The sequence below is a fragment of the Burkholderia sp. Tr-20390 genome (assembly GCF_017104595.1).
In the GTDB taxonomy this organism is placed as follows: domain Bacteria; phylum Pseudomonadota; class Gammaproteobacteria; order Burkholderiales; family Burkholderiaceae; genus Burkholderia.
The window spans coordinates 33508-59340 of the sequence record NZ_JAAGPC010000009.1 but is presented as its reverse complement, the minus strand read 5'-3'; the positions used below and the strand labels follow the sequence as shown (position 1 = coordinate 59340).

16 protein-coding genes and 1 pseudogene are annotated in these 25833 nt (G+C 64.6%); 9 read left to right on the top strand and 8 right to left on the bottom strand.

Translation table 11 applies throughout. The features are described from left to right. Positions 1–56: 56 nt before the first annotated feature. The 5 genes and pseudogenes from G3N98_RS04890 (at position 57) to G3N98_RS04875 (ending at position 7313) form a co-directional block, all read left to right on the top strand. Positions 57–644 (top strand): TetR/AcrR family transcriptional regulator, encoded by a 588-nt coding sequence (locus tag G3N98_RS04890; RefSeq protein ID WP_206147437.1) that lies wholly within the window; start codon positions 57–59, stop codon positions 642–644. Between the two features lie 29 nt (positions 645–673). Beyond that, a complete protein-coding gene (locus G3N98_RS04885; RefSeq protein ID WP_206147436.1) occupies positions 674–1792 on the top strand; it encodes an efflux RND transporter periplasmic adaptor subunit in 1119 nt (372 codons plus the stop codon). Further along, a complete protein-coding gene (locus G3N98_RS04880; protein ID WP_206147435.1) occupies positions 1789–4929 on the top strand; it encodes an efflux RND transporter permease subunit in 3141 nt (1046 codons plus the stop codon). Before G3N98_RS04885 ends, G3N98_RS04880 begins: the two co-directional genes overlap by 4 nt. A gap of 165 nt (positions 4930–5094) precedes the next feature. Next, positions 5095–5319: pseudogene (locus tag G3N98_RS39665) on the top strand (porin); the annotation flags it as partial. A gap of 371 nt (positions 5320–5690) precedes the next feature. Further along, positions 5691–7313 (top strand): long-chain-fatty-acid--CoA ligase, encoded by a 1623-nt coding sequence (locus G3N98_RS04875; RefSeq protein ID WP_206147434.1) that lies wholly within the window; start codon positions 5691–5693, stop codon positions 7311–7313. Positions 7314–7542: 229 nt separating this feature from the next. Here the strand turns inward: G3N98_RS04875 and G3N98_RS04870 are convergent, their stop codons facing one another. The 3 genes from G3N98_RS04870 to G3N98_RS04860 form a co-directional block, all read right to left on the bottom strand. Further along, positions 7543–8727: an acetyl-CoA C-acyltransferase gene (locus tag G3N98_RS04870; RefSeq protein ID WP_206147433.1), complete on the bottom strand. Its 1185-nt coding sequence runs from the start codon at positions 8725–8727 to the stop codon at positions 7543–7545. A gap of 54 nt (positions 8728–8781) precedes the next feature. Next, positions 8782–10605, bottom strand: a complete 1824-nt coding sequence (locus tag G3N98_RS04865) for an acyl-CoA dehydrogenase (protein ID WP_206147432.1) — start codon at positions 10603–10605, stop codon at positions 8782–8784. Between the two features lie 542 nt (positions 10606–11147). Then, positions 11148–14339 (bottom strand): cytochrome P450, encoded by a 3192-nt coding sequence (locus G3N98_RS04860; protein ID WP_206147431.1) that lies wholly within the window; start codon positions 14337–14339, stop codon positions 11148–11150. Positions 14340–14502: 163 nt separating this feature from the next. Between G3N98_RS04860 and G3N98_RS04855 the strand changes: the two genes are divergently transcribed. After that, a complete protein-coding gene (locus tag G3N98_RS04855; protein ID WP_241025743.1) occupies positions 14503–15060 on the top strand; it encodes a TetR/AcrR family transcriptional regulator in 558 nt (185 codons plus the stop codon). Between the two features lie 64 nt (positions 15061–15124). Here G3N98_RS04855 and G3N98_RS04850 read toward each other — a convergent pair whose 3' ends face one another. Together G3N98_RS04850 and G3N98_RS04845 are read right to left on the bottom strand one after the other, a co-directional pair. Beyond that, entirely contained in the window at positions 15125–15532 is a 408-nt protein-coding gene (locus G3N98_RS04850) for a hypothetical protein (RefSeq protein ID WP_089429459.1), read from the bottom strand. Positions 15533–15674: 142 nt separating this feature from the next. Then, the gene (locus G3N98_RS04845; RefSeq protein ID WP_206147429.1) at positions 15675–17270 is read right to left on the bottom strand and encodes a hypothetical protein; all 1596 of its coding nucleotides are present in this window, start codon (positions 17268–17270) and stop codon (positions 15675–15677) included. Positions 17271–17922: 652 nt separating this feature from the next. Here G3N98_RS04845 and G3N98_RS04840 point away from each other — a divergent pair. Together G3N98_RS04840 and G3N98_RS04835 are read left to right on the top strand one after the other, a co-directional pair. Beyond that, on the top strand, positions 17923–18312 hold the full coding sequence (locus tag G3N98_RS04840; RefSeq protein WP_206147428.1) for a BON domain-containing protein: 390 nt from the start codon (positions 17923–17925) through the stop codon (positions 18310–18312). A gap of 96 nt (positions 18313–18408) precedes the next feature. After that, positions 18409–18861, top strand: a complete 453-nt coding sequence (locus tag G3N98_RS04835; RefSeq protein ID WP_206147427.1) for a DUF3331 domain-containing protein — start codon at positions 18409–18411, stop codon at positions 18859–18861. Here G3N98_RS04835 and G3N98_RS04830 read toward each other — a convergent pair. From G3N98_RS04830 to G3N98_RS04820, 3 genes are all read right to left on the bottom strand, one after another. After that, the gene (locus tag G3N98_RS04830; protein WP_206147426.1) at positions 18842–19273 is read right to left on the bottom strand and encodes a universal stress protein; all 432 of its coding nucleotides are present in this window, start codon (positions 19271–19273) and stop codon (positions 18842–18844) included. The genes G3N98_RS04835 and G3N98_RS04830 overlap by 20 nt on opposite strands. A 141-nt stretch (positions 19274–19414) precedes the next feature. Next, entirely contained in the window at positions 19415–19717 is a 303-nt protein-coding gene (locus G3N98_RS04825; RefSeq protein ID WP_346779065.1) for a sigma factor-like helix-turn-helix DNA-binding protein, read from the bottom strand. A gap of 179 nt (positions 19718–19896) precedes the next feature. Next, on the bottom strand, positions 19897–20133 hold the full coding sequence (locus G3N98_RS04820) for a DUF4148 domain-containing protein (protein ID WP_206147424.1): 237 nt from the start codon (positions 20131–20133) through the stop codon (positions 19897–19899). Between the two features lie 539 nt (positions 20134–20672). Here G3N98_RS04820 and G3N98_RS04815 point away from each other — a divergent pair. Further along, on the top strand, positions 20673–25730 hold the full coding sequence (locus G3N98_RS04815) for a trifunctional serine/threonine-protein kinase/ATP-binding protein/sensor histidine kinase (protein ID WP_206147423.1): 5058 nt from the start codon (positions 20673–20675) through the stop codon (positions 25728–25730). Positions 25731–25833: the final 103 nt, after the last annotated feature.

The following is a 25833-nucleotide window of genomic DNA, read 5'->3' as shown; positions in this document are numbered from 1 at the left end:
AGTTCGTGAAACTATACTGTACGTATAGTTTAGTTTCAATCCCAAGGAGATGCACCATGTCGACTTCCGAGCGACGAGCCGGCCGCAGCAGTTCGCGCGACCGTCTTCTCGATGCCGCGGCCGAGCTCGTGGCCAGCCAGGGTATCCAGAACCTGACCATTGAAGCCGTGGCCGCTGCCGCGAAGGTCACGAAAGCAGGCCTTGTCTACCATTTCAAAACGCGCGACGACTTGCTGGCTGCGCTGATCGAGCGGGTGGTCGGCGAACTGGACATGCTGGACCTGCGGGCGCAGGAGGCACGTGACACGCGTGAGGCGGACGATGCCGCGAAGCCGTTGAAGTCGTCGATGGCCGAGCTGTCGAAGCTGACCTTCGACATGCCGGAAGACCGCCGCCTGCTGCTGGCCAACCTGCTGGCCGCCACGTCGTCGTATCCGCATCTGGCCGGTCCCGTGCGGGATTTCTACTCGCGCAGCTATGCACGGGTTGCCCAAAGCGGCCCCGATGCGGGGCAGGTGCTCGCGCTGGTCGTCGCCCTCGACGGCATCGCCCTGCTCGAAGTGCTCAACCTGCACCGGTTTACGCCGGAGCAGCGCCAAGTGTTGCGCGACACGCTGGAAAGCGCGATTCGCAAGCTTCCCTGAGCTCCCTCATTCATTTCGAAGGTTTTACGATGCATTCCCGTTCCATGCCTCAAGCGGGCAGGCTGGTACTCTGCGCGCTCGTCTCGGCAACGCTGCTGTCGGCATGTCAGCCCTCCGCCGCGCCGGTTGCCGACGTACCGCGGCCCGTCAAGGTCGAAGTGGCCGGCGGTGCCGGCCAGGCGCACGCCGACACCTTCGTCGCGACGCTGCGCGCGCGCCAGCGCACCGACCTCGGCTTCGAGTCGTCGGGTCGCGTCGTCGCGATGCTGGTCGACGTGGGCGATCGCGTCCGGGCCGGGCAGGTGCTCGCACGCCTGGACGAGTCGCCGGCACGCTGGCGGCTCGACAGGGCGACGGCCGATCGTGCGGCCGCCGCCGCGACCCTGGCCGAGCGTCGTACCCACCTGCGTCAGCAGGAGGAACTCGCCCGCGACGGAATCATTTCCGCGCCCGCGTTGCAGGCCGCACAGGCATCGCATCAGCAGGCCGCGAGCCAGCTGGGTGTCGCGGAGGCCGCGGTGGCGAGCGCCCGGCGCGACCTCGCGTTCACGCGCATCACGGCCCCGTTCGACGGCGAAATCGTGGCGCGTCAGGTCCAGCCGTTCGTGGATGTCGCCGCAGGCCAGAGCGTGCTGCAGATGGAGGCCGGCCGCGCGCTGGAAGCCGTCGTGATGCTGCCGGACACGATCGCCGCGACGCTTGCACCCGGCGCCGAAGCCCACGCGGTCAGCGGCACGGATCGCGTGACGCTGACCATGGAACGGCTGTCCGGCCGGAGCGACAACGGTTCGCTGGTGCAAGCCATCTTCCGGGTCCAGGGCACCCCTTCCGGGCTGCGCAGTGGCGGCGTGCTGTCCGTGGCGCTGCCGCGCGGTGAAGCGCATGACATCACGCTGCCGGCGACGGCCGTCATGGCCGGCACGGAAGCCGGCCGAGGCAGCGTCTTCGTCATCGACGGCGCCAGCCAGACGCTGAAGCGCCGCGCGATCCGCACGGGCGGGCAACTGCTGCCGGATGGGCGGGTCGCCGTGACGCAAGGCCTGCGCGCCGGCGAGCAGGTCGTGGTCGCGGGGACCGCCGTCCTGAACGAGGGCCAGTCCGTCGTCACGTATCGGGCGCAGACCCTTCTGCAGGGAGCGCGCTCGTGAAGCTGACCCAGGCCGCACTCAATTCCAGCCGGCTCACCTTCTTTGTCGCGCTGCTGATTCTCGTGACCGGCGCGTTCACTTTCCTCACGTTCCCGTCCCAGGAAGAGCCTTCCACGACCGTTCGCGATGCGCTGGTGTTCGTCGCGAACCCCGGCATGCCGGCCGAGCGGATGGAGCAGCTCGTCGCCCGGCCGGTGGAGGAGCGCCTGCGCCAATTGAACGAACTGAAGCACGTCACGAGCACCGTGCGTGACGGCAGCGTGATCCTCCAGGTTTCGTTCCGGGAAGACGTGCATGCACTGATGCCGGTGTTGCAGCGCATGCGCGCCAAGGTCGACGAAGCGGTGCCGCTGTTCCCGGCCGGCACGCTGCCTCCGCAGATCGACGACGACTTCGGTCGCGTGGCGATCGCGTCCATCGCGGTGACCGCGCCGGGGTTTTCGATGAGCGAGATGCGCGAACCGCTGAAGCTGCTGCGCGAAGGGCTGTACCGCGTGCCCGGCGTGCAGGGCGTCAGCTTTCATGGCCTGCAGGAGGAGCGCGTCTATATCGAATTCGACCGCGCCAGAATGGCGGGGCTGCATTTGTCCGCCGCGTCGGTCATGCAACAGCTGCAGAAGCAGAACGTCGTGCAGTCCGGCGGCCGGCTCGTGCTGTCGGGCCTGAACAGCGCGGTCGTCAGCTCCGGCGAAATCCGCTCGCTGCAGGCGCTGCAGGATTTCACGCTCACCGTGCCGCCGGCCGGCGCGCGCGCGGAAGCCGCGCAGGGCACCGTGCGTCTGGGCGACATCGCCCAGGTGCAGGTTCGGCCCGTCGATCCGCCCGAGTCTGCGGCGATCTTCCGCGGCGAAGACGCGGTCGTCCTCGGCATCTCGATGCGCAAAGGCCAGAACGTGAAGGCGGTCGGCCAGGCGCTGCGCGCGCGTCTGGACGAATTGAAGCAGCAGTTGCCCGCCGGTTTTTCGCTCGACTACGTGACCTTCCAGGCGGACGTGGTCGAGCGGGAAATGGGCCGCATGAACCAGGTGATGATCGAGACGATCGTGATCGTGATGATCGTCGTCGTGCTGTTCCTCGGCTGGCGCGCCGGCGTCGTGGTGGGCGGCATCGTGCCCCTGACCATCCTGGCCACGCTGCTCGTGATGCGCTCGCTGGGCATCGAGCTGCACATCGTGTCGATGGCCGCGATCATCATCGCGCTGGGCTTGCTGGTCGACAACGGCATCGTGATCGCGGAGGACGTCGAACGCCGCCTCGCCGCGGGCGAGGAGCGCCGTCACGCGTGCATCGAAGCAGGCCGTACGCTGGCGATCCCGTTGCTGACGTCATCGCTGGTCATCATCTTCGCGTTCTCGCCGTTCTTCTTCGGCGACACCGCCACCAACGAATACCTGCGCCCGCTCGTGGTCGTGCTCACGCTGTCGCTGCTCGGGTCGTGGCTGCTCTGTCTGACGGTGACGCCGCTGCTTTGCTATTTCTTCCTGAAATCCGGCCATCACGGCGAAGGCGATGCGCACGAGCACGATGCCGACGCGACGGTCAAGCAAAGCCGCTTCTACGGTGCCTATGCCCGCCTGATTCGCCGCGTGCTCGACCACAAGGGGCGGTTCCTGGTCGTGATGACTGCCTTGCTGGTCGGCGCGCTCGCGATCCTGGCCACGCGTCCGGCCGGGTTCCTGCCCGCTTCCGACCGGCCGCAGTTCCAGGTCGAACTCGAGCTGCAGCCGGGGAGCGATGCGCGGCTCACGCGCGACGTGGTTCGCGACCTGAGCCGTTGGCTCGACGATCGCAAGCGCAATCCCGAGGTGACGACCAGCATCGGCTATGTCGCCGACGGCGGCCCGCGTGTCGTCCTGGTGCTCAATCCGCCGCTGCCTGCGTCGCATATCGGCTACGTCACGGTCAGCGTCGCGAAGCCGCAGGATCTCGACGCCGTGATCGCACGAACCCAGGCGTGGATGACGCAACACCATCCCGAAGTGCGAACCGATGCGAAACGCTTCTCGCGCAGCGCCCACGACGCCGGCACGGTGGCGTATCGCGTGTCCGGTCCCGACGAAGCCGTGCTGCGCGAGATCGGCCGCAAGATCCAGGCAGCGTTGCATACCCAGCCGGGCATCGTGCAGATTCACGACGACTGGGGGCCGCGCGTGCCGCGTGTCGACGTCGAGATCGACCAGAACAAGGCACGGCGCCTGGGCGTCAGCAGCGAGGACATCTCGACGGCGCTGGCCACGCGGTATACCGGCGTCAACGTGTCGGTGTTGCGAGACGGCGATACGCTGGTGCCGTTGGTCGTGCGCGGCGCGCAAGCCGAGCGCGCGCGGCCGGAAGATCTCGCCAATACGCTGATCCATCCGGCTGCGGGCGGCGCGCCGGTTCCGCTGTCCGCGGTTGCGACGGTCACGTTGAATACCGAGCCGTCGACGATTCGACGCCGCGACCTGATGCGCACGCTCACCGTGAAGGGCCGCAATACCCACGGCACCGCGCAGCAGGCGGTCGATCAGCTCGCGCCGGCCGTCGGCCGGATCGCGTTGCCGCCGGGGTACCGGATCGAGCTGGGCGCCGAAATCGAGGAGTCCACCGAGGCCAACGTGGCGCTCGGCGAGTATCTGCCGCACGCGGTGGTTGCGATGCTGGTGCTGTTCATCTGGCAGTTCGGCTCGTTCCGCAAGCTGCTGCTGATCGTCGGGATCATTCCGTTCGCGATGATCGGCGTCGGGCCCGCACTGATCATCGCCCGCGAACCGTTGGGCTTCATGGCGAACTTCGGCCTGCTGTCGCTGGCCGGGATCATTGTCAACAACGCGGTGCTGCTGCTGGAGCGTATCGAGGTCGAGCTGGCGGCCGGCAAGTCGCGCCGCGAAGCGGTCGTCGCGGCGGCCGTGGCGCGCCTGCGGCCGATCGTGATGACCAAGCTGACCTGCATCGCCGGCCTGGTTCCGCTGCTGCTGTTCGCCGGCACGCTGTGGACCGGCATGGCCGTCACCATCATGGGCGGGCTGCTGCTCGGGACGTTGATTACGCTCGGCATGGTGCCGGTGCTGTATGAACTGCTGTTCAGCGACAGGCTGTCCGGCTGGAGCCGGAAGCTCTTCGGTTCCGGAGCCGTCGATGCGCCCGGGAAATGTTGAAACGGGTCGCCCAGCCGTTTTGCGCCCGTCAATGCGGGCGCATTGGAAACCCGGGTGTGACCAACAGGACAAGGTCCTCCCGGTGTTTGCCGGCTGTTGATGAACGAGGTCGCGAGACCTGCCTCCTTTTTTTGAATGGAGCGTCACGAATGAACAAGACGCTGCGGCCCGCAATTCGGTGGCACGTACTCGCTCTCGAATAGTACGAACCTTGCGAACAACCGCGCATATAGCGCCGGCGTGACGTATCAGTTTGAAGGCCTGAAGCGGGGTGCTGCCTGCTCGCAAGCGAACAACGCCGGTCTGTTCGCGGCGGGCGCAGGGAACCCGTCGGTCGATTCGATCAATGGCACTGCATACGGAATCCAGGGCCGTAGCCGCACGTATGGCATCGACAAATCCCGCGTCGCAGCCTCGTGCAACTACCAAGTTGCCGCAAGTTTCCCTGTATGGTCAAATGACCATATCAATTGACCAGTTTGGGTGTGGCCCCCTGACTCGGAAGTCGCGTTTCGGGGGGCAAGAATTTGCCTGCCAAGCAGGGGGCGATGGCGGTGAAACAAACAGGATGGTGGCCGTCGCCCGTCAACTGTCTGCCGACGACGTGGTCCACGGCGCCGCTGACTGTCGGTCGACCACGCAGCCCTATCGTTGCGACGCGCGATGCGCCTCGCGTGATTCGAGGTGCCCCGGCTTGTTCACGCGCGTGATGAGGGGATGGGCGTCGCGCACTTATTCAAATGGGACAGAGGAGATTGGGTATGGAAAAGATCTGGCTTGATGCCTATCCGCCGGGGGTTCCGGCAGAGCTTGATTCCAGCGCGTATCGAAACATCAGTGCATTGATCGAACAAAGCTTCAGCCGGTTTCACGCGAATCCGGCGTTTGCGTGCGATGGAAAGCAGATCACCTATGGTGAGCTCGACGTGATGTCCCGAGCACTGGCCGCGTGGCTGCAGTCACGCGGCCTCGAGCGGGGTGCGCGGGTCGCCATCATGATGCCGAACGTGTTGCAGTACCCGATCTCGATTTGTGCAGTCCTGCGCGCCGGCTACGTCGTCGTCAACGTCAACCCGCTCTATACGCCCCGCGAGCTGCAACACCAGCTGAATGACAGCGGCGCGGAGGCGATCGTCATTCTCGACGGCTGCACGGCAACGCTGGATGCAATCCTTGCGCACACGCAGGTGAAGCATGTTCTGGTAGCCGCGCAGGGCAACGCGTCCGGCGCGGAACGGAAGCCGAGCCCGTATGCGGCATTTGACGACGCGATCGAGGAGGGACGTCGGGGCACATTCGTACCGGCTTCCCAGTCGCCGGACGACGTCGCTTTTCTCCAATATACGGGCGGGACAACCGGCGTGTCGAAAGGCGCGACGCTGTTGCATCGGAACATCGTCGCGAATGTATTGCAGTCGGACGTCTGGTTCAACCCGGCGCGCGATTTGCGCCCTGACGTGACGCAGTTCATCACGGTGGCGGCACTTCCGCTCTATCACATCTTTGCACTCAATGTTTGCTGCCTGTTGACGATTCACATGGGTGCGCTTTCCGTACTGGTGCCGAATCCGCGGGACATCGGCGGGATGATCGAGTCGCTCGCCGGATACAAGGTCACGAATTTTCCGGGCGTCAACACGCTCTTCAACGCGATGCTCCATCATCCCGGCTTCTCGCGCCTCGATTTCTCCAATCTGCTGCTGGCCAGCGGTGGCGGGATGGCCACGCAGGAAGCCGTCGCCAGGCGCTGGAAGGAGATGACCGGCGCGCCGATCATCGACGGATACGGGCTGTCCGAGACATCACCTTGCGTCGCGGTCAATCCCGTGACCGGGAGTGAGTTCAACGGCACCATCGGCCTGCCGTTGCCCTCCACGGAAGTGTCGATCCGGGACGACGACGGCAACGAATTGCCGCCCGGCGCAGCCGGAGAGCTGTGCATTCGTGGTCCGCAGGTGATGGCGGGTTACTGGCAGCGGCCGGACGAGACCGCGAAGGTGATGACCGCGGACGGCTTCTTCAGGTCGGGTGACATTGCGTCGATCTCCGAGGCGGGCTTCGTGCGAATCGTCGACCGCAAGAAGGACATGATTCTCGTGTCCGGTTTCAACGTCTACCCGAACGAGATCGAAGACGTCGTCGCCAACCACCCTGGTGTATTCGAGGTCGCGGCGATCGGCGTACCCGACGAGCATTCCGGAGAGGCCGTCAAGCTGTTCGTGGTCAGGAAGGATCCGGCGCTGACGTTCGAAGACCTGATGGCGTTCTGTAAAGGCCAGCTGACCGGTTACAAGCGCCCGAAAAGCATCGAGTTTCGCGACAGCCTGCCAAAGAGCAACGTCGGGAAGATCCTTCGGCGCGAGTTGCGGGTGTCGAACCATTGACGTGATCGACCGAGGTGATGCCGGCAGATTGAGCGGTCGGCATCACCCGTCTCTTAACCGGCACGCGAATGGCATTTCAGAAAAAGCCCGGCGCGCGTCGGCGCCTGGTGCGATGGCGCATCAGGCGCGCTTGCGACACAAGGTCCGCTCACGCATCCCCGTATAGGTCTGCAAGGCCCGCATGAGCGGGGCTGCCGCCCATTCGTGCCGCGGGCAAAGGCGCGTTCCGTCAGACGACTTCGAACAAGCCGGCCGCACCCATGCCGCCCCCCACGCACATCGCTACGACGACGTAGCGCGCGCCGCGTCGTTTGCCTTCGATCAGTGCGTGTCCGACCAGGCGGGCGCCCGTCATCCCGTACGGATGGCCGATCGAAATGCTGCCGCCGTTGACGTTGTATCGGGCCGGATCGATTCCCAGCTTGTCGCGACAGTACAGCACCTGGCAGGCAAATGCCTCGTTGAGCTCCCACAGTCCGATGTCGTCGACCGTCAGGCCGTGAAGCTTCAGGAGCTTGGGGATCGCATAGATGGGGCCGATGCCCATTTCCTCGGGCGCATTGCCGACGACGGTCATGCCGCGATAGATGCCGAGGGGCGTCGCGCCGATCTGTTCGGCGGTCTTGCCGTTCATCAGGACGCAGGCGCTTGCACCGTCCGACAGCTGGCTTGCGTTCCCGGCGGTCACCACGCCACCGTCAACCACCGGTGCGAGCCCGGCAAGCGATTCGAGCGTCGTGCCGGGACGATTCCCCTCATCCTGCGTGAGCGTGACCTCCCTCCGCCACGTTTCGCCGGTCGCTTTGTCGACGACCAGCATCTGTGTCGTGATCGGGACGATTTCGTCCGAGAAGCGGCCTTCCTTTTGTGCGGCGGCAGTGCGCAGCTGGGAATCGAGCGCGTACTGATCCTGCACGTCCCGCGCGATCCCGTATTTGCGGGAAACGAACTCGGCGGTCTCGAGCATCGGCATGTAGGCGGCGGGCTGCACGGCCAGCACGTTGGGATCCTGGTCGGCGCGCGTCCACTCGAAGTAGCGCGTCTGTACCGCCGAGATGTTTTCCTGGCCGCCGGCGACCACCACCTGCATCCCGTCGCACATGATCTGTTTGGCGGCCGTGGCGATCGCCATCAGGCCCGACGCACATTGCCGGTCAAGCGTTTGCGCGCCGACCGAAGCAGGCAGCCCGGCCGCCAGCACACCTTGGCGGGCGACATTGTTGCCGGCGGTTCCCGCGTTGAGCACCGAACCGATGACGGCGTCCTCGATGCGATCCGGTTCGATCCCGGCGCGCAGCACGGCATGCCGGATGGCGTGACCGAGCAGGGTGGGCGAGTGCGTGAGGTTGAATGCGCCGCGATAGGCCTTGCCGATCGGCGTGCGCGCGGTGGAAACGATGACGGCATCAATCATATGACATCCTCATGAATTAAACGGAAGCAACGAAATGGAGGTTGCGCGCACGGGTCAGAACCAATGCTCCGGCATCGTCAGGGGCGTGGTTTCCACGGGATAGAGTACCGCCAGCCACGCGGCCACCTTGGGCATTTCCCACCCGAAGAAGTAGTCGCACGCGGCGAGCTTGCCGCGATGGAAGTCGCTCCCGGTGGGGCCGCTCTCGAGCGTGTTGGCCACGAGCGCCTGATCGAGCCAAAGCCAGCCGACGACGACATGGCCAAATGCTTCGAGGTAGGCCGCCGCATTCGCCAGCTGGAGCTCCGGGTCGTCGAGCCGGTGCAGCGCGTGGGTGACGAGTCGGATGCGCTCCCACGCGCATTCGAGCGTGTCGGCATGGCCATGGAGCGAACGGATCGACCGTGCCTTGAATACCGTCGCGGCGATTTTCCGGTCGAGCGTATTCATCGCGGCACCGCCGTTTGCACGCGTCTTTCGACCCAGCAGGTCGAGCGCCTGGATACCGAATGTGCCTTCGTGTATCGGGTTGAGCCGATTGTCGCGATAGAACTGCTCGACGTTGTATTCGCGCGTGTAGCCGTAGCCGCCATGCACCTGAATGGCGAGATCGTTGGCGACGAGGCCCCATTGGGACGACCAGCTCTTGACGACGGGCGTGAGCAGGTCGAGCAGGCCATGCGCGTCTTCGCGGGCGCCGGCGTCTTCCTGCGAATGGATATCGTCGCTCAGTCGAGCCGCATACAGGCACAACGCGAGTGCACCCGACACGTAGGCCTTTTGCGCGAGCAGCATGCGCCGGACATCGGCATGACGGATGATGGGGGCCTGTCCCGAGGCGGGCGACCGGTCACCGCGTGTCCGGCCCTGCAGGCGCGTCTTCGCATAATCCAGCGAGTGAAGGTAGCCGGTATAGCCGATCGCGGCGGCGCCGAGGCCGACCGAGATACGCGCCTCGTTCATCATGTGGAACATATAGGCCAGGCCTTTGCCAGGCTCGCCGACGATCTCCCCGATGGCGCCCGCTTCGCCTTCCGGGCGGTAGCGACCCTCACCAAAGTTCAGCAGGCAATTGACGGTGCCGCGGTACCCCATCTTGTGATTGATGCCGGCGAGGACGACATCGTTTCGCTCGCCCGGCAGCCCGTCGGCATTGATCAACTTGCGCGGGACGGTGAAGAGCGATATCCCTTGAACGCCCGGAGGAAGCTGGCCGTTTTCATCGGGAATCTTTGCCAGTACCAGGTGGACGATGTTCTCGGCAATCTCGTGATCGCCACCGGAGATCCACATCTTGTTGCCGAACAGGCGGTAGCGGCCGTCCCGGCTTGGAACCGCGCGCGTGCGGATATCGGCAAGACTTGACCCGGCTTGCGGCTCCGACAGGCACATCGTGCCAAAACATCGCCCTTCCGCCATGGCCTTGACGTAGTGCTCGACCCGGTCGCGCTCGCCGTGGGCCATCAGCAAATTGGCGTTGGCGATCGTGAGAAACGCGTAGCCCGCGGTTCCCGGATTGGCTGCCAGCAAATACGCCATGCCGGCCCGTTCCACGGTGCTGGGCAGGCTCATGCCGTTCCACTCGTTGGGGAACGACGCGCTGATCAGGCCGGCGGCCGCAAATGCACGCAATGCGACACCCACTTCCGGGTTGATGGTGACGCGTTCTCCGTCGAATGCGGGTTCGTTGCTGTCGTTCTTCTTGTTATGCGGTTTGAAGAGATCCGTGGCAAGCGATTCGTACACATCCAGCACGGAGGTGTAGTCGAAGCGGTCCTGCCCGGCAAATCGTTGCCGGCGCGTAAGCGATTCGACCTGCAGCCAGTCGAAAAGAATGAACTCCACGTCGCGACGGGAGAGAGTGAGTTCGCTAGTCATGGAATCGAATGAGTGAGTGTCGGGTGTCTTGGCGCGATTTCGACTGTCTTCAATAAATTCTGGAATGCGAAATTATGGGTTTGAAGCGATCGCGCTCGGAAACACTGAAGGACATCATGGGGTGATCGGCGTCGTCCACTCCGCCACGACCTCGGGGGGATCGGTCATGCATATCCGGAGGCGGTATGCATGGAGCGATTCGCGTGGTTTACAGTGGGACGGCATGTCCATTTCGATGTTGATCAAATGACCAAGTCATGTGGACGATGAAATTAGCATGGTGTTCATCGACGGTCGATCGTGGTTAACCCGTCGCTTTCCGAACCGTGCCGTCATTGAAAGACGTGGGGCGATTCGAAGCGGTTGAGCGGCGTGTGATCAACCCCTGGTTCCGGTCGGAACTCGACCGGAATCGGGGTGACGGACGCAAGGAAAACAGGGCGCAGGCCGGGATCGAAGCACGTGTCGCATCCGTTCCTGAAAGCGGTGGCGGGGCAGGTCAGCTGTCTGCAGCAACTGGACGCGACAGGATCCCGTCACCGTCATGCAAACACGTCGGCGACATACCTGCCATGCTCCCGCTCCATCGTGTCGATCCACGCGTTGGCGCTTTCGTCGTTCGCTCCCGTCGCCTCCTGATAAATGCGAGCGAGCGTGGCGCGTACGGCAGGCGCCATGTTCTTTCCATCCCCGCAGACGAAGACGGTGGCGCCTTGCGCAAACAGGGCGGCGATCTTCTCGCGCTCCAGCCAGACTTTGTCCTGAACGAACCGGGCACCTTCCTCCGGGCGGTTCGAGTAAGCCGGCATCACTTCGACCACACCGCATCGTGCCCATTCGTCGAGTTCGTCGCGATAGAGAAAGTCGACGTCGGGGTCATCGATGCCGAAGAAGAGCAACGACTTGCCGATGTTTTCCCCCTGCTGCTTCTGCAGTGCGCGCTCTTGCAGAAAGCCGCGGAAGGGGGCGATACCGGAACCGGCACAGATCAGGATCATCGGAAGGCCGGTCTCGGCGGGTGGCCGAAAGTGTGCATTCGATGGCCTGACTGCAACGGACAGGTTGTCCCCGGTGTTGAGCCGCGCGAGATACGACGACGCCACCCCTTCATGGCGACCATGGCCGGAGAGCGCCGGTGCATCGACCACGGCTACCGTCAGCGTGACATGGTCGGCTTTCCAAAGCGGGGAAGACGAGATCGAATACTGGCGTGCTTTCAGCGCGGGCAGCATATCGAGGAATTTTTCGAGCGGCAGGTCGACGGATCCGAAGCGTTCGAGCAGATCCATGACGGTGGTCCGTTTTCCGAGGATCTCGCCTTCGAAATCGTCGGCGCTCAGGCGCTCGAGCTCGACCTTCTCGGGAGGGCAACGCGTGGCGGCGGCCAGGGTCGATACTTGTGATCGGGTGGCAGGAACGGCGAGTTCGACATAGCTCGAGAACAGGTCACCACAACTGATGGGCTGGCCGAGCGGAAGGCGCGGATTACTTGACGTGCCTTCAATCACCACCGGCGTGTCCCAGCTCACGCGAAACCGGCGCAAGACGCGATCGACGTTGTTTTTCGAGTTGCGCGGCAGAACGGCCAGGTAATCTCCCGATTGATACGTCATCGCGTCCGGCAGTTTCAGTTCGATATGCTTTTTGGAGCGGCTGCCGGCCACGCTGATATCGACCAGTTCCCTGTTGTCGACGATGGACGCATGCGCCATGTCGCCGAAGTTCAGCAATTTTTCACGGGTATTCTCGGCGAAACTGACCTTCAGCGCGGTATCGCCCTGTTGCACGGTCGAGACTTCCTTCCCGGCGCTGATCGCAAATCGGTCCCACATTTCGGTGTACCAATTGTCGAATTCACCGAAGAAGTCGCCACCGGAATCGAGTTCGCCCCTGACGTGCACTCTCGTGGCACCGGCCTTCTCGAGCGCTTCGTCGACTCGCTTGGGAATCGCCTGGTAGGTCCGGGCCCATTGCTTGTTGCCGCACCCCAGAACCGAAAAATGGACACCGTCCAGCGCGCCTTCGCCGAGTGCTTCGACATACGGGACGAATGATCGGGCGTTGTCCGGCGGCTGTCCTTCGTAGGAAGCGGTGACGATCACGATGGCCGGATATCCGTCGAGTTTTCCCGCGAAATCGTCGAGGGGCGCGCACGTCGCGTGAAATCCGTGCCGACTCGCGTCTCCTGCAATGCGTCTTGCAAAGGATTCGGCGGAGCCCGTGTTTCCCCCGAAGAGCACGAGCATGGTCGACACCTCTTCGCTGGAAGGGGCCGACTGAACCGGGGCGACGCTCGGGCCTTGCGCGCTCGGGCGGGCGCGAACGGCCGTATCGGGCACTTTGAGCGCACCTCGGGCCCGCGGTTTCACGTTGATCCGGAAACCGGTCGGCTTCAGCGTAAGCGTTTCGGCGACATCCAGCTCGTAGTCCGGATCGGCGAAAGAGAAATCGAATCGCTGAAGGAGCATGATCAGAACGAGATGCGCTTCCTGCATCGCAAACGGGCGGCCGATACAGGCACGTGCCCCATTGCCGAAGGGCTTCCATGCATTGGGCGGGAGTTGCTCCGCATTCTCCGGGGCAAATCGCTCCGGACGGAACGCCTCGACGTCCTCGCCCCAGACGCTCACATCCCGATGCAACATGGGCGTCAGGATCATGATGATGTCGTCGGGAGAAACGGCATATTTCCCGCCGAACGTGGTGTCGGCGAGCGGCGACACGGCGAATGCCGGCGCGGTCGGCCAGATTCTCAACGTCTCCATGAGGATGTGTTCGATGTAACGCAGTCGTGCGAGATGTTCGATCCGCGGGGTCTCGCTGCCCACCACCTCGTCGACCATGTCCCGTGCTTTTTGCAGGATGTCCGGGTTCTTGAGGAGGAAATAGGTGGCAAAGGACAGGAGCCCGCTGGTCGTTTCATGTCCGGCGATGAGAAAGGTAATCATCTGGAAGACGATGTTCTCGTCATCGAGTTTTTCTCCCGTCACCGGATCGACGCCGTTCAGCATGCGGTCGAGCAGGTCCATCGACTCTTCGTTGACGTGCGGGTGCTTGCGCCGGTCCTCGATCATTTTGGTCGCAAGCGATCGCATGACTGCGATGTCCGCGTCGAACTTTCGACTGCGATTGACCATCAGCTTCGACACAAGCTTTGGCCGCAGCTCGCGCTTGCCGGCCTCGCTGAGGGTGTTGACCATGGCATCGACAAACGGATGCTGATCTTCACGGTAGAAGCTGTTGAAACGACAATCAAACGCACACAGGGCAATCGTATCGAGCGTCAGTCGAGTCATGTGATCGGATACATCGACCGGCGTCTCCGGGCCGAACCGCTCCCAATGGAGAAACATCTGGTCGGCGATGTCGACCATCTTGTCGAACATCGACCAGATACTGAGCGGGCCGAACGCCTGCATCAGCACACGATGCGCCTTGGCCCAGTTCGGTTCGTCACCGAATGCCGTAAATAACCCGTCGCCGATCGCGGGCCTCAGTTCGAGCAGCGACTGGTGCACACACTTCTGAAATCGGCTTTCATCGCACACCTCATTCACCAGTGTTTGCCCGCTGACAACGTAGTAACCTTGCCCGAACACCTCGAACCAGTAGACCGGCCCGTAAGTGCGCGCGAGATCCATCATCTTGGCAAGGGGCGACGGCCCGAGGACCTCCATCAGATGACCGATGACGGGTTTCAGGGGCGGCTGGGGGACGAGGGATGAGGACTTCATTTCAATAGCCTTTCAGAGGTGTGTTAGCACATCGCATCTCGATCTATTGAACAAATGTAAAATAGACAAAACCACGTGTCCAGAGCTTTTTATGTCACCTGATGTAAGCCCTAATACCGCCGATCCTCGCTTTCAACGGAGTTACGACGCGCTCGTTCGCGCCATGACCGAACTGCTCGACGACGCGCCGCTGAACACGCTCAGCATTGCTCAGTTGGTGCAACGCGCGGGCGTCGCGCGTCCCACGTTCTATCAGCACTTTCCCGACCTTCAGTCGGCCGCCCAGCGGGCAGCGCTGGTGAGGCTCGACGACGCTTTTGCGTTCGTCGAGGAGCAAGGCAAACGGCTGAACCCGCCGAGTGCCACTTTCTTCAGGTCAATGGAGGTGGAAACCGCGCTGATTCTCGAGCATCTGAATGCGCATCAGCCTTTCTATCTGACCGTGTTCAACGATGCGGCGACATCGGCGTTTTTCGATGAACTGGTGACCTTCGTTTCCGGCCGTCTCCTTCCGCCTTATGAAGGCGTCCGGACGGAAGCAGAGCAGGATTGCCTGACGGTGCTCGGCGGGGGATTGGTCTGGACGGCGGTGCACTGGCTTCGCCAGGGCGCCATGCGCGAGACGCCGGAGGCCATGGCGAAGCGCATGGCCCGCACCGCGGCGACGATCCTCGATGCGTTCGGGTTGACGCTCGGGTTCGCGCAGGCGGATTCGGAGTAACGAGAGGGGAAGCGCGACGCCGCGGTGGAACAGGCGGCGTGTCATCGTCATGGTCGTCGAGCGATCAAGTCGAGGTCGCGGGTTTCATGAAATAGACATGGAATGCCTGCAGCGCGGACGCGACCCACTCACGCTCGTCGTCCGACACATCGTCGAACGGCACACCGATCTTGTCCTTCGTGTAGTGATCGCCCAGTGCGCCGCGAATGCGGCGGTTGGCGCCCTCGGCGTCGAGCAGGGTACGTTCTATCCGGACTGCCCCTTCTCGTGCGTACAGCGTGAAGCGAAAGCGCAGGCTCGCAACACCGGTCAGGATTCGCTGCAGGTCAAACTGCAACCGATCCGGAAAGACCGTGAAATAGATGAAGTCCTCGCGGTCTTCCGGCGTACCGTAAGCGTTGATCGCGTGTCCTTCGGGCTGACCATGGCGCATCAGGATGGCGCTCAGTAACGTGTAGTCGTGAATGTCCATTGCTTCTTGTAGTTTTCGTGTCGCCCAGTATCACGGCACGACGGCGACAAATTGAAGGTTTTTTCCTGCGCCCACGCGCGCACGGCTCGTCAGGCATGACGCACCGGACGGTACCGTGCAGACGCACGATCCGCGAATGCCGTTACTTCGGGAGCCAGCCTTTCAGGCTTTCCGTCAACATGTTCACGCAATCGGCGCGGGTTTCGCCGGTCTCGATGAAGCTGTAGTCGCTCAACGCTATCCAGATCACGCGTGCGTCCATGCCTTCGCCGTCGAACGCCAACAGTTGATTTTCCTTCACGATCGGCGTCCAGATCCATGGCTTCATGTCACACTCCGGCGCCGCCAGCAGCGTGCCGTCGGGACTGTAGAAATGGGGCCGCCCGTCCGCGGTAATCGCCAGCAACTGGCGCCCGTGCAGGAGCTTCGGCGGCTGCTTGTAAGCGTGATGGACGTGTGCGTATTCGCAGGGGATCACCAGCCGTCCGCTTTCGTGCACGACACCCTGCAGGATGCCCGGATTGTCCGGCGAAGGCTCGCCGGGCCGACACCACTCGACCACGGCGAGGCGCAGCTTCCGGTGGAACGCGAACACGTTCTTGTAACGCGTGTCGAACAGCGGTTCGCCGGTTGTCGCATCGAGCGCGGACACCGTATCGTCGGCATGGAAGATGCGGACCTTGCCATCTTCGTGGAGCATTCCGCCGGTCAAGTTTTCGAACAGCGACTCGCCACCGGGCCAACGCAGCAACTCGACGATTCCGCTCGTGCCTTCCGGCAGCGGCGCACGTCGCCCCAGTGCCAGCGTTCGCGTGAGGGGAGACACATTGACGTAGCCGGCGGAAACTGGCACGACCCACCGGCCATTCAGATCCTTGAGGCCGCCCGGCGAGCCGGCATGCCAGTCACCGTGTTGCCTGATGACGATATAGCCTGCCTCGATGTCGATCCATTCCGCTCCTTCGTCGGGGTGCACCAGCCAGCGGCCATAGGGCGTGACGAGCCCGGCCGGAGCGCGTGGCCGATCGGCGTCGCCCGAAGGCGATTCGCCGGCAGCCCGATCGATCCGCCGCACGTAGTACGCTTGCACTTCCTCGATCCACGGTTGCCAGTCCCTTGCCGGCTCGTAGCTTTCCCGCAGATCGTCCGGCCATTCCGCATGCGGCTGCGCGTCGATCGCGTAGATGCGCTCGATCACGTTCGGATTCCACCATCCCCATTGCCCCGTTGCGTCGCTCAGCAACGGTAGAAGGGCGGGCGGCAGGTCGTCCGCGCCCGGCTCCGGTGCCGGGCCCCATTCGGCGCAGCGTTGTCGCGTCTGCTGCAGGAACGCGTTCATGTCGGGCGTGCCGAGGGCCGCGTCGCAACACTGGCTGCAATCGAGGATCAGCCATTCGCGCGTCGTCGTGGAGACGGTCGTGTGCATGTGCGCCCATTGCGCCTGAGCATCGGCCGGCAGCTGCGGCAGCCGCGGCTGCATGTGCCGGTCCAGCGCATGCCAGCGCGCGCGCACCTCGGCCATCGGCGCCATCAGGCAGGCGGGGGATTCAACATCGCTAAATATCGCGCACGGTGCGATCCGTGGCAGATGCGCTGCATCGCCGATCAGGTAGAGGAACAGGTGCGGAATCTGTTCGAACCATTCGGCCCAGCCGTCCATCTGGCCGTTGTCGATATCCCACAGGGTCTCGGGCGTGGACGGGTGGTCGTGAGCAAACAGGCAAGCATATCGAAGCATTTTCCCGGAATCTCTCTTGTTTATTTGTGTGTGCAACTTCGGTCATCCCCGACGGGGCAGGTCACATCCGGTCGAAGCTGAATGGCGTCACGTGCGGCAACGCGTCAGCCCGTCGTACATCCACGCCGCAACAGGTAGCGATCATGTGCGTATCACCTTCCGGCCGATCCAGATCGTCCGCTCACCCGCGCAGACGAGGAATATACCCGTGATGCGGAGGTCGAGCCATTCTTGCCATCCGTGTAGTTCGTCACCGGCCAGTTCGTCCTGCCGCGCTCGCCCTTCATTGACTGACGCCGCACGTGGGCGGCGGTACGCACTCAATGGTGACTCCCGCGTTTTCCGGTTGACGGGGCCGCGCATCAGGCGGCGTGATGCGCAGCGACGCGTGCAGCCATTTCCACAGCCTATACGAACGTATGCGGCCATCTATCCCGACGGGTTGTGCCGCTAGCTGCAGATGCTATGGATGCCGTTGACGCCGCCCCTTATTCTGGTTCCACCGGTACACGAATCGCATCGGTGACGACGCCGGCGACAGGTGATCGAGTCGGCGTGGCGATGTGGCAATGGTGCGATTCGCGTGCGTCGCGACGATGCACACGGCCGGAACATGCGTGCCATTCGATACCCGCAACCCAAGGAACCCATCATGAAAATTCGACAAGTCATCCTGAATGGCGGCCTGGCGGCCGTCCTGCTCGCTTGCCTGCAACTTCAGGCAAGCGCCGACGAAAGTGCCAATGGTGCAGGCACGGAGGCAGCGGTGACGTCCGCCCAGACATCCGCCCAGACGAAAAAGGCCACGCGTGCGGCCAATCGCAGGTTCTCGCGGTCGATTCAGAACACGCTGTCGCGAACGAAGGGGCTGCAAGGGCGAGTGATCACGGTTTTCGCCAATGCCGCGACCGGACAGGTGACGCTGGCCGGCCAGGTGCAGACCGTAGACGAAGACCATCTCGCGGTCGAGTCGGCCAGGAAGATCCGCGGCGTCAAATCGGTGAAAAGCGAGCTGATGCTGCGTGAGAAAGGCGGCGCCTGAGCGAGGGCGCGCGCATCGCGGGGCCGAATGACGGTGTGTCGGTGATTCGGGCGCCCGCTTTCACATGATCGATCCGATTGACCGGGAGAAGAGGTGATGGTGATGCTGCATGAAGCGGATATCGTGGCTCGCACGTTGATCAATGTCCTGGATCCTTCGCAGGAACAGCGCAGCGTGTGTTTGCGAGCGCAGCGCACGCGATACAAGGCGCGACGCGTCGGGCTGCGTCAATGGGAGGAGGACGATGCGCGTGCGCGCACCGAGCCGCCTGCCAGGATAGCCGTGATGGAATGCCTGTCGTCGTACATGATCAGTGTCTCGTGGAGCGACTCGTGTTCCGGGCGGTATGCCGAGCAAATCTGGTGCAGGAGCCGCGCGCGTGTCCCGTCGACATGCGCGCTGACGGGGCGTGCGATACAACGCGGGGACCCGGTGTTTCGTCCGCGGGGGAGCGAGGCCTGCCTGCCCGCCAACCGGCAGCGGATGATTCTTGCCGCGACCGTTCAGTCGAGCATCGATGCGGCCGACGCTAGGTCGACGGGGTCGTGACGACGACAAGCGCGGCACCCGGAACGCGCTCGGCCAGGTCGAAGTGAACGAGAGGCTCGCGCCACCAGCGACCGAACCCGGTGGGGGCGCGATATCCGACGACGATCAGGTCCACGCGGGTCGTCGATGCATGGGCGGCGACAGCATCGGCCGCGCGTCCGAAACGGAGATAACCGCGCGCGGCGATGCCGTCGTCCGTCAGTGTGTCGACCGCCCGTTGAAGATCGCGATGGGCGGATTCCGCCAGACGCTGATGGGCGAGCTCGCCGAGCAGCCCGGCCGACCGTGCGTTGGCAGTGACATTGTCGACGATGGCGACGACGTCGACCGTGGCCGACAATGCGCGGGAAAGCGACGCACATCGTGCGAGCGCGGCGTTTGCTTCGTTGGTTCCGTCATAGACGAGCAGCATTCTGGACAGCGATGACATCTTCGAGATTGGCGGCGAGGGAACAAGATCGCCCGTGTCGGGCACCGGTACAGGCGGTCGGCGTTCGGTCACATGCACGGAAGCGGGCGCGACTGCCAACACTGAACACGCGAAGGCGATCGTTTATTCCCATGCGATTCCCCACGCGGGCGATCGTGTCGCGGCCGGGTCGCATCGGCAGGCGCGCGACGTCGCACGTCGACGTCGGCACTGCACGTCGATGCGATGTCCCGTCTCCATTCGTGATTCGCCGGAGCCGTCGAACACCATCCGAATCGCTTTGCGCTCACGGGGGATCCGGATCACGACGGTACCGGTGGGTATGTCGAGCGTATCGGCTGCTTGCCGATAGCGGCGCCCGTCGACGCTGACGAGCAGCAATGCAGTGCGTCGGGATTCCTGCAGCCGCCCGGTAGCGTCGACGATTGGGCGGATGGCCGGCCCGGCTTCGGGGGGAGCCGGAATCGGAGATCGTTTCCGGCAATGTGTCGCTCAGCTCGAGCACGAGGCCGTTGCGATGATTGCGTTGCCGCAAGTCAATGAGCCCTATCGAGCCGGCGAGCATTGCGTCCGCCCGTGCCGGCCCTCCACAGCACGTCGGTGCTTCAATGGCCGGAATAGCGTTTCCTGAGCGCGTCGAGCTCGCCGCTCTGGCGCGCGCGATCGAGCTCCTGACGCACTTCGGCTCGTGTCTTTCCCATCGGCATCGCGATGGCCGGTGCCCATTCGGTCGTGGCCACGGCATCTTGATTCCCTGTCGTCGAATCGACAGGGGTCGCTGCATGGGCGAAGGCTGCGGTAGCAAAGGCGACGAGCGCGAAGGTGATCCTTGAGGTCTTCATGTCGGAATCCGGAAAGTGGGTCGGTCGAACGGTACGCGCGGTATCTGGCGAACGCGGGAGCCGGATACGCCGGCCGCGTCGCGAATGTCGTCAGAACCCGTCGCACGTGTATTGAGCGCCACCAAGGTATCCCGCACATGTCCGCGGCGCGGCGTTTTGCAATGTCATGTATCGATGCGGACACGCGATACATCCGGATACGAAATCCCCGATCATGACGCGACGCGCGTGCGCTTAGGCAGCTCGCATGCAATGGCCGGCGCGCATTGTTGCATTGACGACATCGTGCTGGAATAATCGGCGGGTTCGCGTGTTATCACGGGTACCTGGAAGAAGGGCGCGGCGGCCGGTGAGGTGCAACACCGCACGAGCGAAATCGAGGGCGCCGCGCGGCCCGCGTCGCGACCGCGTGTTCGAACGAACGGATACAACCTGGCATCCCGCCGCGGCACGTGGCGCGGGTGCCGCATGCCATGCTCCACGCCGCCGTGCCGGCGGCGTTCGAGTTGACGACGCCACCGTTTCCTTACTGCATTCGCATGATCGAACTTTCGACACGCCGCTTCATCGAATTGAGCCCCGGCCCGCCCCGGCTGCACCGTGCGATCGATGACCATGCGCCGCCGGTCCTGGTGGCGGGGCGCGGCGTCGCGGCGCCGTCCGCGGTCGCCGCGCTGCAACGCGAGTACGTGTTGCGCTCGGCACTGCACGAACGCTGGTCCGCCGTGCCGCAAGCGATCGTGTCGCATGGCGGCGGAGCCGTGCTCGTCCTGGCGGATCCGGGCGGGATGCCGCTATCCGTCGCAGATGTCCCGCAGCCGCGGTTATCCGCGTTTCTGCGGCGTGCGATTTCGCTCGCGACTGCGCTGGGCGAGATGCATGCGGCCGGCATCGTGCATCGCGCGCTTGCACCGCATCGCTTCCTCGTGGATGACGACGATCGTGCGTTTCTGACGGGCTTCGGCTATGCGATCGGCCCCGATGTGACCGAGCCGTTGTGCGACACCGGTCTCGAGTGGGACGACGCGGATTTCGTCTATACGGCGCCCGAACTCGGCACGCGCATGAATCTGCGTGTCGACGCGCGCGCCGATCTTTACTCGCTCGGATGCATTCTCTATGAGCAGTTGACCGGTGTGCCGCCGTTCGATGCCACCGATGCCGCCGGGCTCGTGCACGCGCACGCCACGCATTCGGCGCGCCCCCCTCACGAACTCGTTCCGCACGTACCCGAGCAGATTTCCCGGATCGTCGTGAAGTTGCTCGAAAAGGCGCCGGAGCAGCGTTACGGCACGGCCGCGGGGCTCGTCGCCGACCTGCAGCGATGTGAGCAGTGCCTTCGTCGCGACGGGCGCATTCCGATGTTCGTGCTCGATGCTCATGCGGCGCTGCAGCGCCTGCAGCAAGCTGATCACGTGGTGGGCCGTGACCAGGAGATCGATGCGTTGCGCGCACAGTACCGAGCCGTGGCCGCCGGTGGAGAGATGCGCGTCGCATGGATTTCCGGCCACTCGGGCATCGGCAAGTCGACGCTGCTGCTGGAGGCCGTCGCGCGAATCCGGTACGACGGGGCGCTGCTCGTGGCCACCAGCAAGGGCGAGGAAGGGCGCCGCGGCACGCCGTACGCGATGCTTGCCCAGGCGCTGGAGCCGCTGCTGCAGTTCGTGCTCGGTTGCGCGGACGACGAATTCGACCTGTGGCGCGCGCGAATCGGAACGGCCGTGGCGCCCGTCGGGCGCACGCTCGCGAGATTCCTGCCGGCGCTTTCGGCGGTGCTTGGCCCGCAGGCGGGCCCGCCGGAGCAAACCGAACTGGCGCCCGGGCTGGAGCGAGAGCGCGTGCTGCACGCGATCGCCCGGCTGATCGCGTGTTTCGCGGCACCGGAGCGCCCGCTCGCGCTGCTGCTCGACGATCTGCAATGGGCCGATGCGGGCACGATACAGGTGCTGGAACGGCTGGTGCAGCAACACCACGACGCGGCGTTGCTGCTCGTCGGCGCATATCGCGGCAACGAGATCGATGCGCATCACCCGTTGCGGGCGGGGCCGCTGGCCGACGTTCCCGACGCATTGACGGTGGAACTCGGGCCGCTGAACGAACGGGCGACGACCGAGCTGATCGCCCACGCGCTGCATCAGGATACCGATGCGCTTCGGCCGCTGTCCGACCTGATCGGGCGGCGGACCGGCCGCAATCCGTTCTTCGTGCATCATCTGCTGCGCCTGCTGGCCGACGAAGGCATGCTCGATTACGATGCGGGCGCCGGCCGGTGGCGCTGGAACATGGCGCGCATCGCCGCGCATCGCGGCGGCGATGACGTCGCGATGATGCTGGCACGGCAGTTCGAACTGCTGCCGGATGCCGCGCGATTCATGTTGCGCCTGCTGGCCTGCATCGGCCAGCGTGCGTCGACGCGCCTGCTGGCCACGGCGGCCGGCCTGAGCGAGCCCGATGCGATCGCGGGGCTGCAGGCGGCGCTCGAGGCCGGCAGTCTCCAGCGCGACGGCGACGACTGGACGTTCTGGCACGATCGCATTCGCGAGGCCGCGTATGCGTCGATCCCGGAGGCCGAGCGGGCGCCGCTGCATCATGCAATCGCCTGTCGTTTGCTGGCGGCCGGCGATGCCTGTGCCGACGCGTTCGTGCTGGCCGCGCAGGCGAACCTCGGCAGGACGGTGGTCGAGACGCCCGCGCAGCGCCGCGCATTCGCGCGCGTGAATCTGGAAGCCGGGCAGCAGGCCCGGGCTGCCACCGCGCATCATTCCGCGCTCGGCTTTTTTCGGGCAGCCGTCGATTTCCTCGGCGAACGGGACACCAGCGACGACGGGCTCGAGGCGCGCATGCTGTGCGGCGAGGCCGAGTTCATGACCGGAGCGCTCGAAGCCGCCGAAGCACGCCTGGCCGAGCTGGAGCGGGTAGCCGGCGACGGCACGTTCGGCGCGGATCTCACGCGCCTGCGCGCGGCGTTGTACACGGCGCTGGGCCGCTTCGATCTGGCGCTCGGTGTCGGCCTTGCGTTCCTGAAGCGCGCCGGCATCGATATCCCGCCCCATCCGGACAGCGCGGACGTGCATCGCGAATACCTTCGCCTGCGCGGCTGGCTGGACCGCAACGGGATCGACGCGCTGCGTGAGCTGCCGATCATCGCCGATCCGCTGCAGCGCGCGATTGTCGACATCTTTGCAGACCTGATCCCGCCGGCACTCTATTCCGATCAGGACCTGGTCGACATGATCCTGCTGCGCGCGGTGAATCTGGCGATCGAGCATGGCCACTCCGATGCTTCGGCCGACGTCTACGTCTGCATGAACCAGATCTTCGGCGCACGTTACGGCGATTACGCCGCGTCGCTGGCATTTGGCGAGCTCGCGCTGCATCTGGTCGACGAGCGCGGGCTCGATCGGTATCGCGGCCGCGTCTATATGGCGCACGGCACGATCGTGGTGCCGTGGGTGTTGCCGGCGCGCTCGGCCCGCGGGTATATCTCGCGGGCATTCGAGATCACGGTCGAGTGCTGCGATCATACGTTCGCGCTCTATTGCAAGCGCAACGAGGCGACCGGCATGCTGTTCGCCGGCGAATTTCTCGGCGACGTACGCGATACGGTGGCGCACGGGCTCGTGATCGCGCGTGATGCGAATTTCCAGCTCGTGATCGACGGGCTGCTCGTGCAGCAGATGCTGCTGAGGCAGTTACAGGAGGGCGAGCGCGACGATCACGACGTGTTGCCGCCGCAGGAGGGCCGGCCGGCGAACCTGGTCGATCTCGCCTACTGGGTCTACAGGCTGCAGGCCGCACTGTTGTTCGGCGATCTTCCGGGCGCGCTCGACGCGCGTCGGCACGCTGAAGCTTGCGAGCATACGGCGCGTTCGTTTGCCGAGCGGGCCGATTTGCCGTTCTACGGTGCGCTCGCACTGCTTGCGCGGCCCGGCCGCGATGCGTCCGAGGAGGCTGCGCTGCAGCGCCATCTCGCGCAGCTCGACGTCTGGGCGCAGGCCTGCCCGGCGAACTTCGCCGCGCGACGCGAGCTGGTGCGCGCGGAGCACGCGCGCGTGAACGGCCAGCCGCTGGACGCGGCGGAAGCCTATGCGCGCGCCGTGACGCACGCGGGCCGGCATGGCTTTACACAGGTCGAGGCGCTGGCAGCCGAGTATGCAGCGCGCTTCCATGCGGATCGCGACAATATCGCCGCGCACGCCTATTTGCGCCATGCGCTGAGCGCATGGCAGCGCTTGGGGGCGCTGGCAAAGGTGCGCCAGTTGCAGGCCGCGCATCCCGATGTATTCGATGCCGGCGCCGGCAATTCCGTCGGGAGCCGGATGCACGCACTGGACGTGAACGCGGTGCTTCGCGTGTCGAACGCGTTGGCGAGCGACATCGTGCCGGCGCGTCTCGTGGAAACGCTGTTGCGCACCACGCTCGAAAGCGCCGGGGCGGAGCATGGCGCGCTCGCGGTGCTGCGCGACGGCGTCTGGCATGTACCGGCTCGTGCGGATGTGATCGACGGTACGATCGTCGTGACGCAGGAGGCCGTGTCGTTGACGGCGAGCGTGCTGCCTGTCTCCGTCGTGCAGGCGGTCGCCCGGATGCAGGAAGGGGTCGTGATCGACGATGCATCGGAGTCGCCGGTTCATGGTCAGGATGCTTACGTTCGCCGCCGGCGCCCGCGTTCGGTGATGTGCGTACCGCTGATGCGTTATGCGACGCTCGTCGGCGTGCTGTATATGGAAAACAATCTGGCGGCGCGGATGTTTACCGCGGCCAAGGCGGCGCTGGTCGAGGTGATCGCGTCGCAGGCCGCTTTCGCGCTCGAGAATGCGCGGCTCTATGAGGAGCTGGTCGAGCAGAACCGTCAGCGCGCGCATGCCGAGGAACAGTTGCGTGCCGCTCTGGCCGGCCTCGAGCGCGCGAGCCGGTTGACCGCGATGGGCGAGCTCGTCGCGTCCATCGTCCATGAGATCGGACAGCCGCTTGCCGCCGTCGACACGTCGGCAAGCGCCGCATTGCGCTGGCTGAACCGGGAACCGCCGGACGTCGGCGAAGTGCGGGCGATGCTCGAGCACATCAACCGGAGCGCCGCGCGGGCCAAGAGCATCATCCAGACGCTGCGCGCGAAGGCACGCAAGGCCGCACCGCAGTTTGCGACGGTCGACCTCGTGGAGGCCGTTCGCGAGGCCGCGGCGCTCGTCGCGCGGCAGCTCGACACGCTGGACGTGGTGCTGGAGCTGCGCAGTCACGATGGCCCCGTCTACGTACACGGCGACCGGATCCAGCTCCAGCAGGTCGTGATCAACCTGTTGACGAACGGTGCCGAATCGATGGCCGAACTCGAGACGGCGCGTTGTCTTTCGCTAGCGTGCGAAGTGCACGGCGTTGACAGTGTGCGCGTGAGCGTCGAGGATTCGGGCAGCGGCATTGCACCCGACATCGCGGACCGGCTGCTCGAACCGCTTTTCACGACCAAGGAGAACGGGATGGGCATGGGCCTCGCCATCTCGCATTCGATCGTGGATGCTCACGGCGGAACGTTGACGCTGTCGCCGCGCCAGGGTGCCGGTACGCGAGCAACCGTGATGCTGCCGCGTGTCGATCCATGACGAGTCGTCCGTCGGCGCGACGCGCGGCGGGCGGACAGGTTCTTCGAGTTGTGCATGAGCCGCTGCGCGGCCACTCCAGAAAATTCATCAGCGAATATCGATG